This window comes from Luteimonas composti, from assembly GCF_042678665.1.
In the GTDB taxonomy this organism is placed as follows: Bacteria; Pseudomonadota; Gammaproteobacteria; order Xanthomonadales; family Xanthomonadaceae; genus Luteimonas; species Luteimonas composti.
The window spans coordinates 575,924-594,342 of the sequence record NZ_JBHTKU010000001.1 but is presented as its reverse complement, the minus strand read 5'-3'; the positions used below and the strand labels follow the sequence as shown (position 1 = coordinate 594,342).

The following is an 18,419-nucleotide window of genomic DNA, read 5'->3' as shown; positions in this document are numbered from 1 at the left end:
CCCGATCAACCGGCCAGCCGCGGGTCGGACCCGGGATCCGGCGCGACGGGCGCGACCGTGTTCGCCCCCGGCTCCAGCGGCAGGATGCGGAAGCCCACCCAGGCGGCGATGAACGCCAGGCCGAAGTTCACCAGGTTGAAGAAGGCGAACGGCAGGTAGTCCAGGGTCGAGACCCCGAGCGTGGTGGCCATGAAGGCCGCGCAGGTGTTCCAGGGAATCAGCGGGGAGGTGATCGTGCCGCCGTCCTCGAGCGCGCGCGACAGGTTGAGCGGCGACAGCCCGCGGCGCGCGTACTCGGACTGGTACAGCTTGCCGGGCAGCACCAGCGACATGTACTGGTCGGCGGTCAGCACGTTGGTGCCGAAGGCGGTGAGCAGGGTCGAGGCGATCAGCGAGCGCGCCGAGGTCGCCAGCGAGAGCACGCCGCGCACCAGCCGCGTCAGCAGGCCGGTGCGCTCCATGACCGCGCCGAAGCACATTGCGCAGATCACCAGCCACACGGTGTTGAGCATGTTGGACATGCCGCCGCCGCTGAGCAGTTCATCGGCGACCGCGTTGCCGGTGCTGGCCTGGAAGCCGTTGAACAGCGCCGTCCACGCGCCCGCCAGCAGGGCCATCGGGCGCGAGAGCGCGTCGTTGCCGGCCAGCGCGACCACGTTGTCGGGCTGGAAGACCACGGCGAACACGGCACCGACCAGCGCACCGATCAGGATGGTGGGGTAGGCCGGGAACCGCTTGAAGGCCAGCCAGAACACCAGCGCCATCGGCAGCAGCAGGTACCAGGCCGGGTTGAACTGCGCCTCCAGCACCGCCGAGAGCGGTCCGGCCGCCGCCACCTCGCCGCCGGCGCCGTGGTTGAGCAGGCCGACCGCCGTGAACATCGCCAGCGCGATCGCCAGCGACGGCACCGTGGTCCACATCAGGTTGCGGATGTGGCTGAACAGCTCGGCCCCCGCCACCGCGGGCGAGAGGATGGTGGTATCGGACAGCGGCGAGAGCTTGTCGCCGAAGTAGGCGCCCGACACCACCGCACCCGCCGCGACCGGCAGGGACAGGTCCATGCCCTGGGCGATGCCGACCAGAGCCACGCCGACCGTGCCGGCGGTGGTCCACGAGCTGCCGATCGCCAGCGACGTGACCGCACAGATGAGGCAGGCGGCCGGGTAGAAGTAGCTCGGGTGCAGCAGCTTCATGCCGTAGACGATCAGCGTCGGAACCGTGCCGCTGAGCAGCCAGCTGCCGATCAGCGCGCCCACCGCCAGCAGGATCAGGATCGCGCCGACCGAGACCGAGACCCCGCGCACCACCGCCTCCTCGATCTCCTCCCAGCGCAGGCCGTTGCGCAGGCCGATCAGGGCGGCCACGCCGGTCGCCAACAGCAGGGAGATCTGGCTGGCGCCGTACACCGCATCGTCCGCGAACAGGATGATGCCCAGCACCAGCAGCACCACCAGGAACAGCAGCGGGATCAGGGCCTGCAGCATGCTGGGCGCGCGCGGCGTGGTGGTCTTCATGGGGCGCTCTGCAGGTCGGGCGTCGGGGATGGCGATGCAGCCATGGCAGGCGCGGGCCGGTGCGGCCCGCGCATCGGTTCAGCCCGCGCGCGCGGCGGACGCGGCATTGAGCCGGCTGTGGCGATACCCGTACAGGAAGTAGATCACCTGGCCGAGCACGGTCCATGCCACGAAGATCTGCCAGTGCTCGACGAACGACTGCAGGAACAGGAACAGGCAGGCGACCACGCCCAGCGGGCAGATCACCCAGAACGCGGGCACCTTGAACGGGCGCGTCAGGTCGGGGCGGGTGTAGCGCAGCACCAGTACGCCCAGGCAGACGGTGGCGAACGCCAGCAGCGTACCCATCGACACCAGTTCGCCCAGCACGCTCAGCGGCATGAAGCCGGCCAGCAGGCAGGCCACCACGCCGACGATGATCGTGCCGATGTAGGGCGTCTGGTACCTGGCGTGGACGCGTCCGAAGAGCTTCGGCAGCAGGCCGTCGCGCGACATGCTGTAGAAGATGCGCGGCTGCGCCATCAGCATCACCAGGATCACCGAGGACAGGCCGGCGATCGCGCCGATCTCGACCGCGGTCTTGAGCCAGCCGACGCTGGCGCCCGGATCGGCCTTGAGCACTTCCTCCAGCGCGGTGGCGACCGGCTTGGCCGTACTCAGCAGCGAGTAGTGGGTCATGCCGGTGAGCACGGCGCAGACGGCGATGTAGATGATGGTGCAGATCGCGAGCGAGCCGAGGATGCCCTTGGGCATGTCCCGCTGGGGGTTCTTGGCCTCGCCGGCGGCGGTGGAGACCGCGTCGAAGCCGATGTAGGCGAAGAACACGATGGTCGCGGCGCGGAACACGCCGTCCATGCCGAACTGGCCGGGGCCGGTGTTCTCGGGAATGAAGGGCGTCCAGTTGGCCGGGTCCACGTACTGGATGCCGAAGCCCAGGAACGCGGCGATCACCACGACCTTGATCGCCACGATGATCGCATTGACGAAGGCGGACTGGGTGATGCCCACGTAGCACAGGCCGCTGACGGCCGCGACGATCAGCACCGCCGGCAGGTTGATGATGCCTTCGGTGGCGACGAAGGCGCCGTTGGCCCAGGTGATCGGCGCGGTCGCCAGTTCCGCGGGGAAGGGCAGGCCGAGGGTGGAGGTGAGGAAGCTCACCAGGTAGCCCGACCAGCCCACCGCCACCGTGGACGAGGCGAACAGGTACTCCAGTACCAGGCACCAGCCGATGAACCAGGCCACCCATTCGCCCAGCGTGGCGTAGGAATAGGAATAGGCGCTGCCGGACACCGGCATCATCGAGGCGAACTCGGCGTAGCACAGGCCCGCCATGGCGCAGGCGAAGCCGGCCAGCACGAAGCTGAGCATGATCGCGGGACCCGCGTGGTTGGCCGCGGCCTGGCCGGTGAGCACGAAGATGCCCGCGCCGATCACGGCACCGACGCCGAGCAGTACGAGGTGGCGCGCGGTCAGGGTGCGCTTGAGCGTCGCCTCCCCGTGCAGGGAGCCCTCGACCGGTTCGCCGGCATCCACGTGCGGCGCCGGCTCGACCGGCTTGACCCTGAACAGACTCTTCGACATCGATGGTTCCCTGGAGATGGACGGAGCACGCCGCTGGGGGTCGGCCGCGGATCGTTACCGCTGCTACCTTGCCAAACGCCGATCCGGGGCACAAGCGCGTGGATGATGCGCGACAATCCCCGTCCATGACCTATGACACTGTGATCGGGACCGGCGTGTCCGGCCAACGGAGCGAGGCCGATCCGCTGGCCGACGCCCTCCGGCGCTACGCCGATCGCCATCCGGCGCAGGCGCCGGTCGCCGCCGGTTTCGTGGCGCTGCTGGACGATGGCGATGCGGCGTTCCTGCGCGGGCGCCTGGATGGACACTTCACCGCCTCGGCCTGGCTGGTCGACCGCGCCGGCGCCCGCGTCCTGCTCACGCACCACCGCAAGCTCGGTATCTGGGTGCAGCTCGGCGGCCACGCCGACGGCGACCGCGACTTGCGCAGGGTCGCGCTGCGCGAGGCGGAGGAAGAATCCGGCCTTGCCGGACTGCGGGCCGACCCGGAGATCTACGACCTCGACCGGCACTGGATTCCCGGGCACAAGGGCGTGCCGGGGCACTGGCACTACGACGTGCGCTACGTGGTCCGCGCCGGTGCGAGCGAGGCCTTCGTCGTGAGCGAGGAATCGCTGGCGCTGGCCTGGCGCGACATCGGCGCGATCGCCGCGGACGGCGCCGCGGACGCATCGCTGCGGAGGATGGCGCGGCGCTGGCTGGAACGCGGCGGCCGCTAGCGCACGCGGTCAGCGTCGCGCGGCGACCTCGTCGATGTGGCGCAGCAGGTCGGCCGGATCGTCGTACACGCGGAACGCGCCGGAGCGCTCGAGTTCCTCGCGCCCGTAGCCGCCGGAAAGCAGGCCCACGCCCAGCGAGCGGGCGCGCTGCGCGGCCAGCATGTCCCAGATGCTGTCGCCGATCACCAGCGAATGGGCGATGTCCACGCCCAGGCGCTCGGCCGCGGCGAGGAACAGGTCCGGGTCGGGCTTGGCGTAGCGCACCTGGTCGCGGGTGACGACCGGAATCGCCGCCGGATCCACCCCGAGCGCGGCGATGTTGGGCGCAGCGGTTTCCATGCGGCCGCTGGTGGCGATGGCCCAGGGAATGCCTTCGGCGCTGAGGTGGGCCAGCAGTTCGGGCGCGCCGGGCAGCGGGCGGATCGCGCCGGCAGCCGCCTGGCGGTTGTAGGCCTCGGCATGCCAGGCGCGCAGGCGCTCGAGCCGTTCGGGAGTGATGTCGAGCCCGGTCTCGCGCAGCAGGATGTTGGTGAACAGGCCACCGCTCATGCCGATCTTGCGGTGGATGCGCCAGACCGACAGGTCCACGCCCTCGCGGTCCAGCGCTTCCTTCCAGGCCAGCACGTGCTGGTAGACGCTGTCGACGAGGGTGCCGTCGAGGTCGAACAGGAAGGCGGTGGACATGCGGGGCATGGCGCGGCTCCTCTGGCGGGCGGATGGAGGGCGGGACCGCCATCATGCCGGGCCGCATGCGGCGCCGGCGTCAACGCATCGGCGCGCTCAGTAGAGCACGCGCGTGCGCAGGGTGCCCTCGATGCCGTTGAGCGCCGATCGCAGGCGGCCCGTGATCTCGGGCGTGGAGGCGATGTCGATCACCACGTAGCCCACCTTGGCGTCGGTGCGCAGGAACTGGCCGTCGATGTTGACGCCCTCGCGCGAGAACAGTTCGTTGATCCGCGACAGCACGCCAGGCACGTTGCGGTGGATGTGCAGGATGCGATGGCTGCCGGCGTGCTCGGGCAGGGTCACCTCGGGGAAGTTCACCGCCGAGAGCGTGCTGCCGTTGTCGCTGTAGCGCACCAGCTTGGCCGCGACCTCGGTGCCGATGTTGTCCTGCGCTTCCAGCGTGCTGCCGCCGACGTGCGGGGTCAGGATCACGTTGTCGTAGCGGGTAAGCGGCGATTCGAACGCATCGCCGTTGCCCTTGGGCTCGACCGGGAACACGTCCACCGCGGCGCCGCCGACATGGCCCGATTCCAGCGCGGCAGCAAGCGCGTCGATGTCGACCACGGTGCCGCGCGAGGCGTTGATCAGGTGCGCACCGGGTTTCATCCGCGCGATCTGCGCAGCACCGAACATCATCTGGGTGGCGGGGGTTTCCGGCACGTGCAGGGTGACGATGTCGGAACGCTCGAGCAGGTCGTCGAGGCTGGCCGCGGCACGCGCGTTGCCGAGCGAGAGCTTGGTTTCGATGTCGTGGAAGACCACGTGCATGCCCAGCGATTCGGCCAGCACGCCGACCTGGGTGCCGATGTGCCCGTAGCCGATGATGCCCAGGGTCTTGCCGCGCACCTCGTGGCTGCCCAGCGCCGACTTGCTCCACCCGCCGCGATGGCATTCGGCGTTCTTCAGCGGGATCCCGCGCATCAGCATGATCGCCTCCGCCACCACCAGCTCCGCCACGCTGCGGGTGTTGGAGTAGGGCGCGTTGAAGACCGGGATGCCGGCCAGTTCGGCCGCTTCCAGGTCGACCTGGTTGGTGCCGATGCAGAAGCAGCCGATGGTGAGCAGCTTGCGCGCCTCGGCCAGCACGTCGGCGGTGAGCTGGGTGCGCGAGCGGATGCCGACGATGTGGGCGTTGGCCAGCTTCTGCTTCAGCTCGTCGCCCGCCAGCGACTTGGACAGCAGTTCGACCTGCTCGTAGCCGGCCGCCCGGAACACCTCGACCGCGCTCTGGCTGATGCCTTCGAACAGGACGACGCGGATGTCCTGCTTCGGGAACGAGGTCTTCGAGAGCGTCATGCGGGCGGGCATCCGGCGGCGAGGGGAGCCCCGCATTATTCCAGATGACGGCGGGCGTTTCCGCAGTGCAGCAGCGATCATTGCACCGTCGCGCGGAACGCCGGTCCACGTCCAGCGCAACACTGGGAACGCGCTTTTTTGTTGCGCCGGAAACGGTGTCGCCGCGGGCGCCACGTTCAAGGGGCGCATGGACGTGCGCCTGCTGGACGCGTCAGGCCCTGGCTGGCACGCTTGCGCTCCCCACGACGCGCGCTCTTCCCATGACCGATCCGCGCCTGGCCGCGCTCGCGCAGGCCCTGCCCGAACTGCGCCTGCTGACCGACGCCGCCGACCTCGAACACTACGGCCGCGACTGGACCCGGCGCTGGACGCCGGCGCCGCTGGCGATCGCGCTGCCGACCTCGGTGGAGCAGGTGCAGGCGGTCGTGCGCTGGGCGCGCGCGCACGCCGTGGCCATCGTGCCGTCGGGCGGCCGCACCGGACTGTCCGGCGGCGCCGTCGCGGCCAACGGCGAGCTGGTGCTGAGCCTGGAGCGGATGAACCGCGTGCTGGGTTTCGATCCCATCGACCGCAGCCTGACCGTGCAGGCCGGTATCGCGCTGGAGGCGGTGCACAACGCGGCGCGCGAGCACAGGCTGGCGTATCCGGTCGATTTCGCCGCGCGCGGTTCGTGCAGCATCGGCGGCAACATCGCCACCAATGCCGGCGGCATCCGCGTGATCCGCTACGGAAACACCCGCGAATGGGTGGCCGGCCTGAAGGTGGTCGATGGCCGCGGCGAACTGCTCGAGCTCGGCCGCGGCCTGGTCAAGAATTCCAGCGGCTACGACCTGCGCCACCTGATGGTCGCCTCCGAGGGCACCCTGGGCATCATCGTCGAGGCCACGCTGCGGCTGACCGATCCGCCGCCGCCGACCAGCGTGATGCTGCTGGCGCTGCCGGACTTCGCGGCGCTGATGCAGGTCTTCGCCAGCCTGCGCGCACGGCTGCAGCTGGAAGCGTTCGAGTTCTTCACCGATCGCGCCCTGCACCACGTGACCGCGCATGGCGGACAGAATCCGTTTGGCGAGACCTATCCCTATTACGTGGTCACCGAGTTCGCCGCCGGCGAAGCCGGGGAAGCGGCCGCGCTGGCGGCTTTCGAGCACTGCGTGGGCGAGGGCTGGGTGCTGGACGGGGTGATCAGCCAGAGCCAGGCCCAGGCCGCGCAGCTCTGGCGCCTGCGCGAGGGCATCACCGAAAGCCTGGCGCCCTACGTGCCGTACAAGAACGACGTCTCGGTGCGGATCTCGGTCATGCCGGCGTTCCTGGCCGAGGTGCAGGCGCTGCTCACGGAAGGCTATCCGCACTTCGACGTGGTCTGGTTCGGCCACATCGGCGACGGCAACCTGCATATCAACGTCCTCAAGCCGGTCGACATGGCGCAGGCGGATTTCGTCGCCCAATGCGAGCGGGTGACCAGGCTGCTGGCCGAAGCGCTGCAGCGCCACGGCGGCAGCATCTCGGCCGAACACGGCATCGGCCTGGTCAAGAAGGCTTACCTGGGTTCGACCCGCACTGAAGCCGAGTTGGCTCTGCTGCGCGGCATCCGCGGCGTGCTCGATCCGGACGGCCTGCTTAACCCTGGCAAGCTGTTCGACCGGTAGTGAACGACGACGCGCGGCTGCAGGCGCTGGCGCGGCGGATCTTCGCCGCGCAACCGTTCACGCAGATGCTGGGCGCCACGCTGGAAAGTGCCGCGCCCGGAGCCACCCGGATCCACCTGCCGCTGCGCGCCGACCTGCTGCAGCAGCACGGTTTCGCGCACGGCGGTGTGCTGGCCTATCTGGCCGACAATGCGATCACCTTCGCCGGTGGCATGGCCCTGGGCGGCGACGCGCTGACGTCGGAGTTCAAGATCAACTACCTGCGTCCGGCGCAGGGCGAGGCACTGGTGGCGACCGCGAACGCGCTCGCCGCCGGCCGCCGGCAGGCCGTGTGCCGCTGCGAGATCCATGCCCTGCGCGACGGTACGCGGGTCCTGTGCGCGGTGGCGCAGGGCACGGTGCTGCCGGCCGCGCCGACGGAGCGCGGCTGACGCGGGCGCGTTCAGCCGTCGGCGGCGCCGTCGCGATATCCTGCGCGCCGATCGACAGCGGGAAGGTCCCAAGAATGAAGCGATATCTGCTGGCTGCCGCCGTGCTCGCCTGCGCCCTGCCGGCCTGGGCCGGAAGTTTCGCCGGAACCACCGGTGGCGCCACCTCGGCCGGAAGCTCGGCCTCGTCGGGCAGCAGTTCGGGCGACGACAAGGTGGTGCTGGCCGCGCGCGACGATGCGGCGCTGTTCGTCGCCAGCGAAGGGACCATCCGCGGCGTGCGCCTGGAGGCCGCGCTGCGCCAGCTGCGCGAGCGCGATGCCGCCGCGCGCGCAGCCAGCGACCTGGCCCTCGCGCAGGCGATCCTGGCGCGCTGAATCCCGCGGTGGGTCCGATCGCGCGGGCGGCCTGGCTTGCCGGCCTGCTGGCCTGCGCCGCGCCGGCCTCGGCGGCGCTGCGCGTGGCGGTGGACGCGTCCGGCCTGTCGGCCGCCGAAAGCAAGGCCTCGCGCGAACTCGTCGACGACGCGCTGGCGCGGTTGCCGGCGAAGCTCCTGCAGGACCTCGACCGGGACGTGGTCCTGCGCTGGCGCGACGACTTGCCCGAGCGCGTCCACGGCCGCGCGCGCAACGCCAGTGTCGGCCTGGACCGTGCGCTGCTGGCCGGCTGGATCGGGCGCGATCCCCACGTTGCCGGCGATCCCGCCGCGCTCGCTGCCGTGGCGGCGCTGCTGCACGAACTGGCCCACGTCCACGACCGTTCAGCGGAAGGCGGGGTCTCGCGCGATCCCCGCCTGCTCGACCTGGCAGGCTGGCCGGTGCAGCCCCTGCGCCTGGGCCTGCGCACGACCCGCAACGACTTCCGCGACCGCAGCCCGGACGCCTATGAGCTCGTGTCGCCGACCGAGTTCTACGCCGTCAACTTCGAACACTACCTGCTCGATCCCGAATACGCCTGCCGTCGCCCGGCGCTGCACCGGCATTTCGTCGAGCGCCTGGGCGCGCCGCCGGCGCTCCAGCGGCCCGACTGCGGAAAGGCCCTGCCCTTCGTCGCGGCCGGGGACGGCGGGGCGGGACTCGACCTGCTCGGGCTCGATCCCGCGCGCGTGACCGCGGTGGAGTACCTGCTGGCCGAGGCCGACCGTTCGCCCATGAGCCGCTGGGGCCACGGCATGCTGCGGCTGGTGGTGTGCGCGCCCGGCCGCGCGCCGGGGCCCGCCTGCAGGCTCGACCTCGAGCACCACCTGGTGCTCTCGTTCCGCGCCTTCGTCGACGACGTGCAGGTGTCGAACTGGCGTGGACTGACCGGACGCTACCCATCGCGCCTGTTCGTGCTGCCGCTGGCGCAGGTGGTCGACGAATATACCCGCATCGAACTGCGCGGCCTGCGCTCGGTGCCGCTGCGGCTCGCGCCGGCCGAGATCGCCGCCGTGGTCGAGCGCGCCGCGCAGGTGCACTGGAGCTACGACGGGCGCTACTACTTCGTCACCAACAACTGCGCGGTCGAGACCTGGAAGCTGCTCAACGATGCATTGCCGGCGCTGTCGCGGATGCGATTGCGCAGCATCACGCCCAGCGGGCTGCTGCGCCGCCTGCAGCGCGAAGGCATCGCCGACGCATCGGTGCTGGAGGACGATGCCGAGGCGCTGCGCCTGGGCTATCGCTTCGCGTCGCTGTCGCGCTATTTCCAGGACATGTACGCCGCGGCATCGGCCGAACTGGCGCTGCCGGCCGCCGATGCCGAGGCTTGGCTGCGCCTCGAACCTGCACAGCGTCGCGACTGGCTGGACCGGGGCGGGCTGCGGACGTCGGCGGCCCTGCTGGTGCTGGAAGAAGCGGCGCTGCGTCGCGAACAGGCGCAGGCACGGGTGGCGCTCAGGCGGCGCTACTGGCGCGACGCGTCGATGGACGATGCGGTCGCCGGGCTGCTGCAGGCGCTGTGGTCAGATGGCGCCGGCGCGGGAAGACCTGCCGGCCTGCTCGATGCCGGCGGCTATGGACTGCCGCAGCCGCCCGAACTGGACCTGCTGGCCGCGCGTGTGGGCGAGGGCGACGCCCGCCTGCGCGCGGCCCACGGAGCCCTGCACGAAACCGCCCGGGCATGGCTGCCGGAACGGCAGCGCTCGCGCCTGCAGTCGACCGAGGAGAACGTGGCCCGACTCGGCGAACGCCTGCGCGCCCAGGCCGAAGCGCCGCCTGCCTGAGGCAGCGCGTGGCCTCGGTCAGTCGGCGCGACCGCCGAACTCGCCGGTGGTGGTGTTCACCAGCACGCGTTCGCCGTTGACGATGTACTCGGGCACCATGATCTCGATCCCGGTGCTGAGCTTCGCCGGCTTCGGACGCTTGGTCGCGGTGCCGCCCTTGAGCTCCGGCGGGGTGTCGACCACTTCCAGGGCCACGTGCTGCGGCAGCTGCAGCGCCACCGGCTGCTCGTCGATGATCTGCACGTAGGTGCCAGTCAGGCCCTCGGTGATGTAGCCGGCAGCCTCGCCGATGGTGGCCGCCTCGAGGGTATAGGGGGTGTAGTCCTCGTCGTCGAGGAACACGAAGTCCTCGCCGTCCTTGTACGAGAACGTGGCCTGGCGGCGCAGCAGCTCGACCTCGGTCAGCTGGTCCTCGGCGTCGAAGCTCACGTCCGCCTTGTTGCCGCCCGGCACGCTGTACATGATGAAACGGAAGCGCACGTTGCCGCCGCGACCCTGCGGCGAGCTGCGTTCGATATCGCGCACCTGGTAGACGGTGCCGTTGTGTTCGACCACGTTTCCTTTCTTGACGTCGTAGGCTTTCATCGGGACTGGAGGTTCTGGAAGGTGGAAAGCGGCGCCGGCCGGTGGCCTGCGCGTGTGTCGTGCCGGCCGGGCCTTACTTCGGCGCCAGGCGCACCGCGCCGTCGAGGCGGATGGTCTCGCCGTTGAGGTAGCGGTTGCCGAGGATGTACTGCACCAGGTCGGCGAACTCGTCCGGCTGGCCGAGGCGGGCGGGGAAGGGGATCGAGGCGGACAGCGACTTCTGCACGTCCTCGGGCATGCCGTCGACCATCGGGGTCCAGAAGATGCCCGGGGCGATGGTGTTGACGCGGATGCCGAAGCGGGCAAGTTCGCGCGCCATCGGCAGGGTCATGCCCACCACGCCGCCCTTGGAGGCCGAGTAGGCGGCCTGGCCGATCTGGCCCTCGTAAGCGGCCACGCTGGCGGTGTTGACGATCACGCCGCGCTCGCCGTCTTCGCCTGCCTGGTTGTGCTGCATGACGGCGGCCGCGGCCTTGGCCACGTTGAAGCTGCCGACCAGGTTGACCATCACCGTGGTCTGGAACTGCGACAGCGGCATCGGCGCCTCGCGACCGAGCACGCGGCCGGCGCCGATGATGCCGGCGCAGTTCACCGCCACGTTCAGGCCGCCCATCGCCTCGGCGGCCGCGGCCACGTTCGCAGCCACGCCGTCCTCGCTGGTGACGTCGGTGCGCAGGTAGCGGGCCTGCGACTCGCCGAGTTCGGCGATGGCGGCGGCGCCCTTGTCGTCGTTGACGTCGAACAGCGCGACCTGGCCGCCCTCGGCGACGATGCGGCGCGCCACGGCGAGGCCGAGCCCGGACACGCCGCCGGTGACGATGGCGCGGATGGAGGAAGACTGCATGGGCGTTCCCGAAGGCGGAAAGGCGCAATTCTAGCGCGGCGGGCGCGCACGCCGGCCGCGGCCGGCACTGCGGCAAATCGCGTCGGGAATCCCGGGTGCGCGGCGCCGCGCGCCGGAGCCGGGTCAGGACGTGCCGCGCAGCCTACGCGCGAACTCTTCGGGCGGCAGCCCGGGCGCGAACAGGAAACCCTGGCCCACCGGCACGCCCAGTTCAAGCATGAAACGCCGCTGCGCCTCCGACTCGATGCCCTCGGCCACCAGGCCGAGACCCAGGCTGCGCGCGATGCCCGCCACCGCCTGGCAGACCGCCACGTCCGAGTGGTTGTCCGGCACGCCCTCGACGAACAGCTGGCTCAGCTTGAGCCCGTGGATCGGCAGGCGGCGCAGGTAGTTGAGCGCGCTGTAGCCCTCGCCGAAATCGTCGATGGTCAGGATCACGCCCATTTCGCGCAGGATGGCGAAGGTGCGCAGGGTGTCGGGCGCGTCCTCGATCAGCACGCGCTCGGTGAACTCGAGCTCCAGCGCCGAACCGGGCAGCCCGTGTTCGTCGAGCGCCTTGCGGATGGTGTCGGCCAGGTCCTCGACCAGGAACTGCCGGTAGGACACGTTCACCGCCACGCGGATGATGCCCAGGCCCGCGTCGCGCCATTCGGCCGCCTGGCGGCAGGCTTCGCGCAGCACCCAGCGGCCGATGCGGACGATGTCGCCGGTGTTCTCGGCGTGGCCGATGAAGTGGTCGGGCCGCATCTCGCCCAGCTGGTGGTTCTGCCAGCGGATCAGCGCCTCGGCCGCCACGATGGTGCCCTGGCGCAGGTCCACCTGCGGCTGGTAGACGAGGCGGAACTCGTCGTTGTCGGCCGCGCGGCGCAGGTGGGTCTCCATCCGCAGCCGGTTCTGCTGCGACTGCGCCAGTTCGGGCGTGAATTCCTGGCGGCCGTTGCGGATCCGGCGCTTGCTGTCGTACATCGCCGCGTCGGCGTTCTGGATCAGCGTCTGCGGCCGGTCGCCGTCGCGCGGCGCGCGCGCGATGCCGATGCTGGCGGTGATCGCGAACTCCTCCTTCTCGAAGCGGAAGCTTTCGCTGAAGCCGTCCAGGATCGCGTCGGCGATGCGCTCGGGCCGGGACTCGTCGTCGCCGGTGTTGCAGATCACCAGGAACTCGTCGCCGCCGAAGCGCGCGATCAGGCCCTCGGTCCCCGCCGCGCGGCTGATGCGTCGCGCGGCGGCGTTGAGCAGGTCGTCGCCGGCCGCATGGCCCAGCACGTCGTTGACCACCTTGAAGCGGTCCAGGTCGATGTACAGCACCGCGATCGGACCATGCATCGGGTCGCGCATGCGCGTCTCGAGCTCGTGCAGCATCGCGTCGCGGTTGAGCAGGCCGGTCAGCGGGTCGGTGCGGGCGCGGATGCGCAGGGTCTCCTGCTCCTGCTTGCGCTCGGTGATGTCCTGCAGGGTGCCGGTGATGCTGGTGCCTTCGCTGCGGTTGATCTCGGCCTCGCCGATGATGCGCAGCCACAGCGGGCTGCCGTCGGCGTGCTTGGCCTCGACCTCCAGGTCGATCGGCCGGTTGTCGTGGATCGCCTGGTGCAGCGCCTGGTCCATGCGCACGCAGTCGGCTTCCGCGAGCGCGGCGAGCAGGTCGCCGATCGAGCGGACCTCGCGGCCGGCGCCCAGGATGCGCGTGGCTTCCTCGGTCATGTACAGCGCGTCGCGGTCGACCTCCCACTCCCAGCCGCCGATGTGGGCCAGCGACTGCGCGCGGTCGAACAGCGCGCTGTCGCGCTTGAGTTCGGTGACGTCGCTGAAGAACGACAGCACCTGCAGCGGCGTGCGCCCGCCCGGGGCGAACAGCGGCACGCTGCTGATCGAGAGCCAGCGCAGGCGCCGTTCGGGACGGTGGTACAGGCCCAGCACCTGGCTGCCGGTCGCGCGCCCCGTGCGCAGGGTCAGCGTGGGCGGCAGGTCGCTCAGCGCGAGCGGGTGGCCGCCCTCGTCGACCACGGCCCAGTCGGCCGGGCGCAGGTAGGCCTGGAAGTCCTGGTGTTCGTCGGCGCCGAGGATGCGCATCGCCGCCGCGTTGGCCTGGACCAGGTGGCCATGGTCGTCGAACACCACCACGCCCTTGTCGATCACTTCCAGCAGCTGGCCGTAGCGCAGCTCGGCCATGCGCCGGGCGCTGAGGTCGCGCGCCACCGCCACCACGCAGCGGCGGCCGTCGTGCACGAAGCCGGCCGAGTGCACCTCCACCGGGAACCGGGTGCCGTCGCCGCGCTTGTTGGTGACCTCGATGACGTAGGTTTCGCCCCGGTGCAGCACCTCCAGCACCGGACGCATGTGGTCCTTGGGCAGGTCCGGGTTGAGCACCTCGATGGGCTGGCCGACGATGCGCTCGCGCGGCAGCTGGTAGGCCGCCATGCCCGCCCGGTTGAGGTCGAGCACGGTGCCGTCCTCGTCGAGGATGCTGACCGGGTCGGGGACCGCGTCGAACAGCGCGTGGTAGCGCAGGTGGGCGTGCTCGGCCTCGGTTCCCGCGGCTTGCAGGGCCTGCCGCGCGCGTTCGAACAGGTCGCGCGCGGCGTCGGGCATCGCGGGATCGCCGGCGGCGGCCTCGAGCGCGGCCAGCACGTCGGCGCGGCTGCCGGGCGGCGCGTCCTCGCCGGGCGCGGCCTGCGCGTTCATCGTGCCGCCAGTGCCCGCCCGGCCTTGCTGCCGGTCTCGCGGCCGAGCAGGTCCGCCAGCCAGCGGCCGGTGTCGGCCAGCGCGTCCAGGTCGATGCCGGTGTCGATGCCCATGCCGTGGAGCATATACACCACATCCTCGCTGGCGACATTGCCGCTCGCGCCCCTTGCATAGGGGCAGCCGCCGGCGCCGGACACGGCGCTGTCCACCACGCCGACGCCTTCTTCCAGGCAGGCCAGGATGTTGGCCAGCGCCTGGCCCCAGGTGTCGTGGAAATGCACCGCCAGCGCGGCCATCGGCACGGCGCCGGCCACCGCGCGCAGCATGGCGCGCGCCCTGGCCGGCGTGCCCACGCCGATGGTGTCGCCCAGCGAGATTTCGTAGCAGCCCATCGCATGCAGCGCCGCGGCCACCCGTACCACCTCGGCCAGCGGCACCTCGCCCTGGTAGGGGCAGCCCAGCACGGTGGAGACGTATCCGCGGACCTGCACGCCATCGGCGCGGGCGCGTTCGAGCACCGGCGCGAAGCGGGCCAGCGACTCGTCGACGCCGGCATTGGTGTTCTTGCGGTTGAACGCCTCGGAGGCGGCGGTGAACACCGCCACTTCGCGCGCGCCGGCCGCGAGCGCGCGCTCGTAGCCCTGCAGGTTGGGCACCAGCACCGGGTAGGACACGCCCGGCTTTTTCGCGATCCCGGCGAACACTTCGGCTGCGTCGGCCAGCTGCGGAACCCATTTCGGGCTGACGAAACTGGTGGCTTCGATGGTCCGCAGGCCGGTCGCCGACAGGCGGTCGACCAGTTCGATCTTGGCCGCGGTCGGCACCTGGGTCTTTTCGTTCTGCAGGCCGTCGCGTGGACCGACCTCGACGATGCGCACGTGCCGGGTCACCAGGGCTGCTCCCGCGACTGCCCCGCGCGCGGGTCGCAGGGCCTCATTCGCCCGCCTCCAGCAGCACCAGCACGCTGTCGGCCTCGACGAACTCGCCTTCGGCGGCGCGCAGTTCGGCGACCGTCCCGGCACGCGGCGCCTTGAGCGCCAGTTCCATCTTCATCGCCTCGAGCACCGCCAGCTCCTGTCCCGCTTCCACTTTGTCCCCGGCGGCCACGCGCAGCGCCACCACCCGTCCGGGCATCGGCGCGCGCACGCGGTCGTCGCCGGCGGCCTGCGCCGCGGCCTCGTGCCGGTACATCGCCACCGGCGCCAGCGAAAGCCTGCGCGCGCCGTCGTGCACGTCGATCCTGCCCGGGCGCTGCGACACGCGGAAACGCCGCCCCTGCCCATCCAAACGCAGCGACAGGGCGCCCTCGGCCAGGCGCGCGCCCTCGATCGATGCGATGCGCTCGCCGACACGGATGCGATAGCGCCCGCCGTCGCCCTGCGCGTGCAGTTCGATGCGCTCGCCGCGGTGCTGGAAGGCGAGCGGACGTTGTCCGGCATGGCCCAGTCGCCAGCCGTCGGCGATCGCCCACGGCGACGTCGGATCGCTGGACGCCGCGGCCTGCTCGCGCCGGCCCTGCTCCTGCGCCAGCAGGGTGGCGGTGGCGGCCGCCAGCACCAGCTCCTCGGCAGGGGCCTGGACATTGACGAACTCGTCGAGATGGCGGTCGAGGTAGCCGGTGTCGATCCGCCCCTCGACGATCGCAGGGTGCCGCGCCAGCGCCTCGAGGAAGGCGATGTTGGACTTGGGTCCCTCGATCGCGCACTGCGCCAGCGCCTCGCGCAGGCGGGCGAGGGCGGCCGGCCGGTCGCGGTCGTGGACGATCAGCTTGGCGATCATCGGGTCGTAGAAGATGCTGACCGTGTCGCCCTCGACCACGCCCGAGTCGATGCGCACCGACGGCGAGGGCGGCGGCAGCGACAGCCGCTCCAGCCGACCCGAGCCGGGCAGGAAACCCGCCTCCGGATCTTCGGCGTACAGGCGCACTTCCATTGCGTGCCCCTGCTGCGGCACGTCGGCCTGCGCCAGCGGCAACCGGTCGCCGGCCGCGACCCGCAGCTGCCACTCGACCAGGTCGAGCCCGGTGGTCATCTCGGTGACCGGATGCTCCACCTGCAGCCGGGTGTTGATCTCCATGAAGTAGAACCGGCCGGACGGGTCGACGATGAACTCCACGGTCCCGGCATTGGCGTAGTCGATCGCTCGCGCGGCCAGCACCGCGGCCTCGCCCATGGCCGCGCGCAGGGCCGGGGTCAGGAACGGCGAAGGCGCTTCCTCGAACACCTTCTGGTAGCGGCGCTGCGCCGAGCACTCGCGTTCGTTGAGGTGGATGACGTTGCCGTGCGCGTCGCCGAACACCTGGATCTCGATGTGGCGGGGCGATTCGATGTAGCGCTCCAGCAGCACGCGGTCGCGGCCGAAGGCATTGGCCGCCTCGCGCTGGCAGCTCTGCAGGTTGGGCAGGAACTCCTCGGCCGAGCGCACGATGCGCATGCCCTTGCCGCCGCCGCCGTGCGCGGCCTTGATCATCAGCGGAAAGCCGATGCGCGCCGCCTCGCGGGCGAGCAGGTCGGGCGACTGGTCCTCGCCGGTGTAGCCGGGCACCACCGGCACGCCGGCGGCCTGCATCAGCTCCTTGGCGCCGGCCTTGCTGCCCATCTTGCGCATCGACGCGGCCTTGGGCCCGATGAACGCCAGGCCGGCCGCTTCCACCGCATCGGCGAACTCGGCGTTCTCGCTGAGAAAGCCATAGCCCGGGTGGATGGCCTGCGCGCCCGAGTGCAAGGCCGCCTGGACGATGGCGTCGCCGCGCAGGTAGCTCTCGGCCGGGCGGGGTCCGCCGATCGGAACCGCCTCGTCGGCCAGGCGCACGTGTTGGGCATCGGCGTCGGCCTCGGAGAACACGGCGACGGTGCGGATGCCGAGCCGGCGCGCGGTGCGGATGACGCGGCAGGCGATTTCGCCGCGGTTGGCGATCAGGATCGTCTGGAACATCAGCGGGAGGCATCCTCGGGGAGGTGGCAGACGGCTTCGATGTTGTGGCCGTCGGGATCGACCACGAATGCGCCGTAGTAGTCGGCGTGGTAGTGCGGACGCAGGCCGGGCGCGCCGTTGTCGCGGCCGCCGGCGGCGAGCGCGGCCGCATGGAAGGCGTCGACGGCGGCGCGGCTGGCGGCGGTGAAGGCGAAATGCACGGCGCCGCTCGACATGACGCCATCGGTGCCCGCGCCGATCCAGAAGTGCGGTCGCTCTGGCGGGCCGAAACCGCAGCCCTGGTCGCTGCCGCCGGTCTCGGCGGCGGTCAGCTCCATCACCACCGCGAAACCCAGCGGCGCCAGCGCGCGCTCGTAGAACGCGCGGCTGCGTGCGTAGTCGGCCACGCGCAGGCCAAGATGGTCGAGCATGCCTCAGTTCTCCCGCGCCCAGGCAGGCGTGCGCTTGTCGAGGAAAGCGCCCAGGCCTTCCTGGCCCTCGGCCGAGACGCGCAACGCGGCGATCAGGGCGGCATTGGACTGGTCGAGCCGGTCGCGGTCGGGCTGCAGGGCGACCTCGCGCACCAGGCGCTTGGCCGCGGCCGACGCGGCCGGCCCGGCCCTGAGCAGCAGGGCGAGCTGGCGATCCACCGCGGCGTCCAGCGCATCGGCCTCGACCACTTCGTGCAGCAGGCCCATGCGCAGCGCCTGCGCGGCATCGAACATCTCGGCCGTGGCGAACCAGCGTCGCGCCTGCCGTGGCCCGATCGCGGCGACGACGTAGGGCGAGATCACCGCCGGCAGCAGGCCGAGGCGGCTCTCGGTCAGGCCGAACTTCGCGCCGGGCACGCCGATGGCGACGTCGCAGCAGGCCACCAGGCCCACGCCGCCGCCGAAGGCCGCGCCGTGGACGCGGGCGATGGTGGGCTTCGGCAGTTCGTCGAGCGTACGCATCAGGCGGGCCAGCGCCAGGGCATCCTCCCGGTTCTCGGCTTCGCCCGCGGCGGCCATGCCGCGCATCCAGTTGAGGTCCGCGCCGGCGGAGAACGAGGTGCCGGCGCCTTCCAGCACCACCACGCGCACGGCGGGATCGGCGGCAGCGTCCTCGAGCGCAACGGTCAGGCGGGCGATCAGCGCGGCATCGAAGGCGTTGTGCAGCTCCGGCCGCTCCAGGCGCAGCCGCAGCACGGCCCCGATGCGGTGGGTCGACAGCGGTTCGGTCATGGCGTCGTGCGGAGGGTCGGCGGCCCCGCATCATAGCCGCCCCGGTTGCCCCGCTTTGC

16 protein-coding genes are annotated in these 18,419 nt (G+C 71.3%); 5 read left to right on the top strand and 11 right to left on the bottom strand.

Annotated elements, in window-relative coordinates; genetic code table 11:
- Positions 1 to 5 precede the first annotated feature (5 nt).
- Positions 6 to 1,514, bottom strand: a complete 1,509-nt coding sequence (gene nhaC, locus ACFQ2D_RS02755) for a Na+/H+ antiporter NhaC (protein ID WP_280941014.1) — start codon at positions 1,512 to 1,514, stop codon at positions 6 to 8.
- A 78-nt stretch (positions 1,515 to 1,592) separates the two neighbouring features.
- Positions 1,593 to 3,098, bottom strand: a complete 1,506-nt coding sequence (locus ACFQ2D_RS02750) for an amino acid permease (protein WP_280941015.1) — start codon at positions 3,096 to 3,098, stop codon at positions 1,593 to 1,595.
- 125 nt (positions 3,099 to 3,223) lie between these two features.
- On the opposite strand from ACFQ2D_RS02750, the gene ACFQ2D_RS02745 reads away from it, so the two are divergent.
- Entirely contained in the window at positions 3,224 to 3,817 is a 594-nt protein-coding gene (locus tag ACFQ2D_RS02745) for an NUDIX hydrolase (RefSeq protein WP_386795518.1), read from the top strand.
- Between the two features lie 9 nt (positions 3,818 to 3,826).
- On the opposite strand, the gene ACFQ2D_RS02740 is transcribed toward ACFQ2D_RS02745, so the two are convergent.
- Positions 3,827 to 4,510, bottom strand: coding sequence for an HAD family hydrolase (locus ACFQ2D_RS02740; RefSeq protein ID WP_280941016.1), 684 nt, complete (start codon positions 4,508 to 4,510; stop codon positions 3,827 to 3,829).
- 87 nt (positions 4,511 to 4,597) lie between these two features.
- The gene (gene serA / locus ACFQ2D_RS02735; protein WP_280941017.1) at positions 4,598 to 5,839 is read right to left on the bottom strand and encodes a phosphoglycerate dehydrogenase; all 1,242 of its coding nucleotides are present in this window, start codon (positions 5,837 to 5,839) and stop codon (positions 4,598 to 4,600) included.
- 260 nt (positions 5,840 to 6,099) lie between these two features.
- On the opposite strand from serA, the gene ACFQ2D_RS02730 reads away from it, so the two are divergent.
- From ACFQ2D_RS02730 to ACFQ2D_RS02715, 4 genes are all read left to right on the top strand, one after another.
- Complete coding sequence (locus tag ACFQ2D_RS02730) at positions 6,100 to 7,485, top strand: FAD-binding oxidoreductase (protein WP_280941018.1); 1,386 nt, start codon at positions 6,100 to 6,102, stop codon at positions 7,483 to 7,485.
- The gene (locus ACFQ2D_RS02725) at positions 7,485 to 7,916 is read left to right on the top strand and encodes a PaaI family thioesterase (RefSeq protein WP_280941019.1); all 432 of its coding nucleotides are present in this window, start codon (positions 7,485 to 7,487) and stop codon (positions 7,914 to 7,916) included. Before ACFQ2D_RS02730 ends, ACFQ2D_RS02725 begins: the two co-directional genes overlap by 1 nt.
- A 74-nt stretch (positions 7,917 to 7,990) precedes the next feature.
- Positions 7,991 to 8,290 carry a DUF2388 domain-containing protein gene (locus tag ACFQ2D_RS02720; RefSeq protein ID WP_280941020.1) on the top strand — a complete coding sequence of 100 codons (300 nt, stop codon included), beginning with the start codon at positions 7,991 to 7,993 and terminating at the stop codon, positions 8,288 to 8,290.
- Between the two features lie 8 nt (positions 8,291 to 8,298).
- Positions 8,299 to 10,116 (top strand): DUF7844 domain-containing protein, encoded by a 1,818-nt coding sequence (locus tag ACFQ2D_RS02715; protein ID WP_280941021.1) that lies wholly within the window; start codon positions 8,299 to 8,301, stop codon positions 10,114 to 10,116.
- Between the two features lie 18 nt (positions 10,117 to 10,134).
- On the opposite strand, the gene yeiP is transcribed toward ACFQ2D_RS02715, so the two are convergent.
- From yeiP to ACFQ2D_RS02680, 7 genes are all read right to left on the bottom strand, one after another.
- Positions 10,135 to 10,701 (bottom strand): elongation factor P-like protein YeiP, encoded by a 567-nt coding sequence (yeiP, locus tag ACFQ2D_RS02710; RefSeq protein WP_280941022.1) that lies wholly within the window; start codon positions 10,699 to 10,701, stop codon positions 10,135 to 10,137.
- Positions 10,702 to 10,774: 73 nt separating this feature from the next.
- Positions 10,775 to 11,545 carry an SDR family NAD(P)-dependent oxidoreductase gene (locus ACFQ2D_RS02705; RefSeq protein WP_280941023.1) on the bottom strand — a complete coding sequence of 257 codons (771 nt, stop codon included), beginning with the start codon at positions 11,543 to 11,545 and terminating at the stop codon, positions 10,775 to 10,777.
- A 123-nt stretch (positions 11,546 to 11,668) separates the two neighbouring features.
- Positions 11,669 to 14,224: a sensor domain-containing protein gene (locus ACFQ2D_RS02700; RefSeq protein ID WP_280941024.1), complete on the bottom strand. Its 2,556-nt coding sequence runs from the start codon at positions 14,222 to 14,224 to the stop codon at positions 11,669 to 11,671.
- Positions 14,221 to 15,114 (bottom strand): hydroxymethylglutaryl-CoA lyase, encoded by an 894-nt coding sequence (locus ACFQ2D_RS02695; protein ID WP_280941025.1) that lies wholly within the window; start codon positions 15,112 to 15,114, stop codon positions 14,221 to 14,223. Before ACFQ2D_RS02695 ends, ACFQ2D_RS02700 begins: the two co-directional genes overlap by 4 nt.
- Before the next feature lie 43 nt (positions 15,115 to 15,157).
- Positions 15,158 to 17,158, bottom strand: coding sequence for an acetyl/propionyl/methylcrotonyl-CoA carboxylase subunit alpha (locus ACFQ2D_RS02690; RefSeq protein WP_280941026.1), 2,001 nt, complete (start codon positions 17,156 to 17,158; stop codon positions 15,158 to 15,160).
- A complete protein-coding gene (locus ACFQ2D_RS02685) occupies positions 17,158 to 17,568 on the bottom strand; it encodes a VOC family protein (RefSeq protein ID WP_280941027.1) in 411 nt (136 codons plus the stop codon). The genes ACFQ2D_RS02690 and ACFQ2D_RS02685 overlap by 1 nt, the downstream gene beginning before the upstream one ends.
- A gap of 3 nt (positions 17,569 to 17,571) precedes the next feature.
- Complete coding sequence (locus ACFQ2D_RS02680) at positions 17,572 to 18,360, bottom strand: enoyl-CoA hydratase-related protein (protein WP_280941028.1); 789 nt, start codon at positions 18,358 to 18,360, stop codon at positions 17,572 to 17,574.
- Positions 18,361 to 18,419 lie beyond the last annotated feature (59 nt).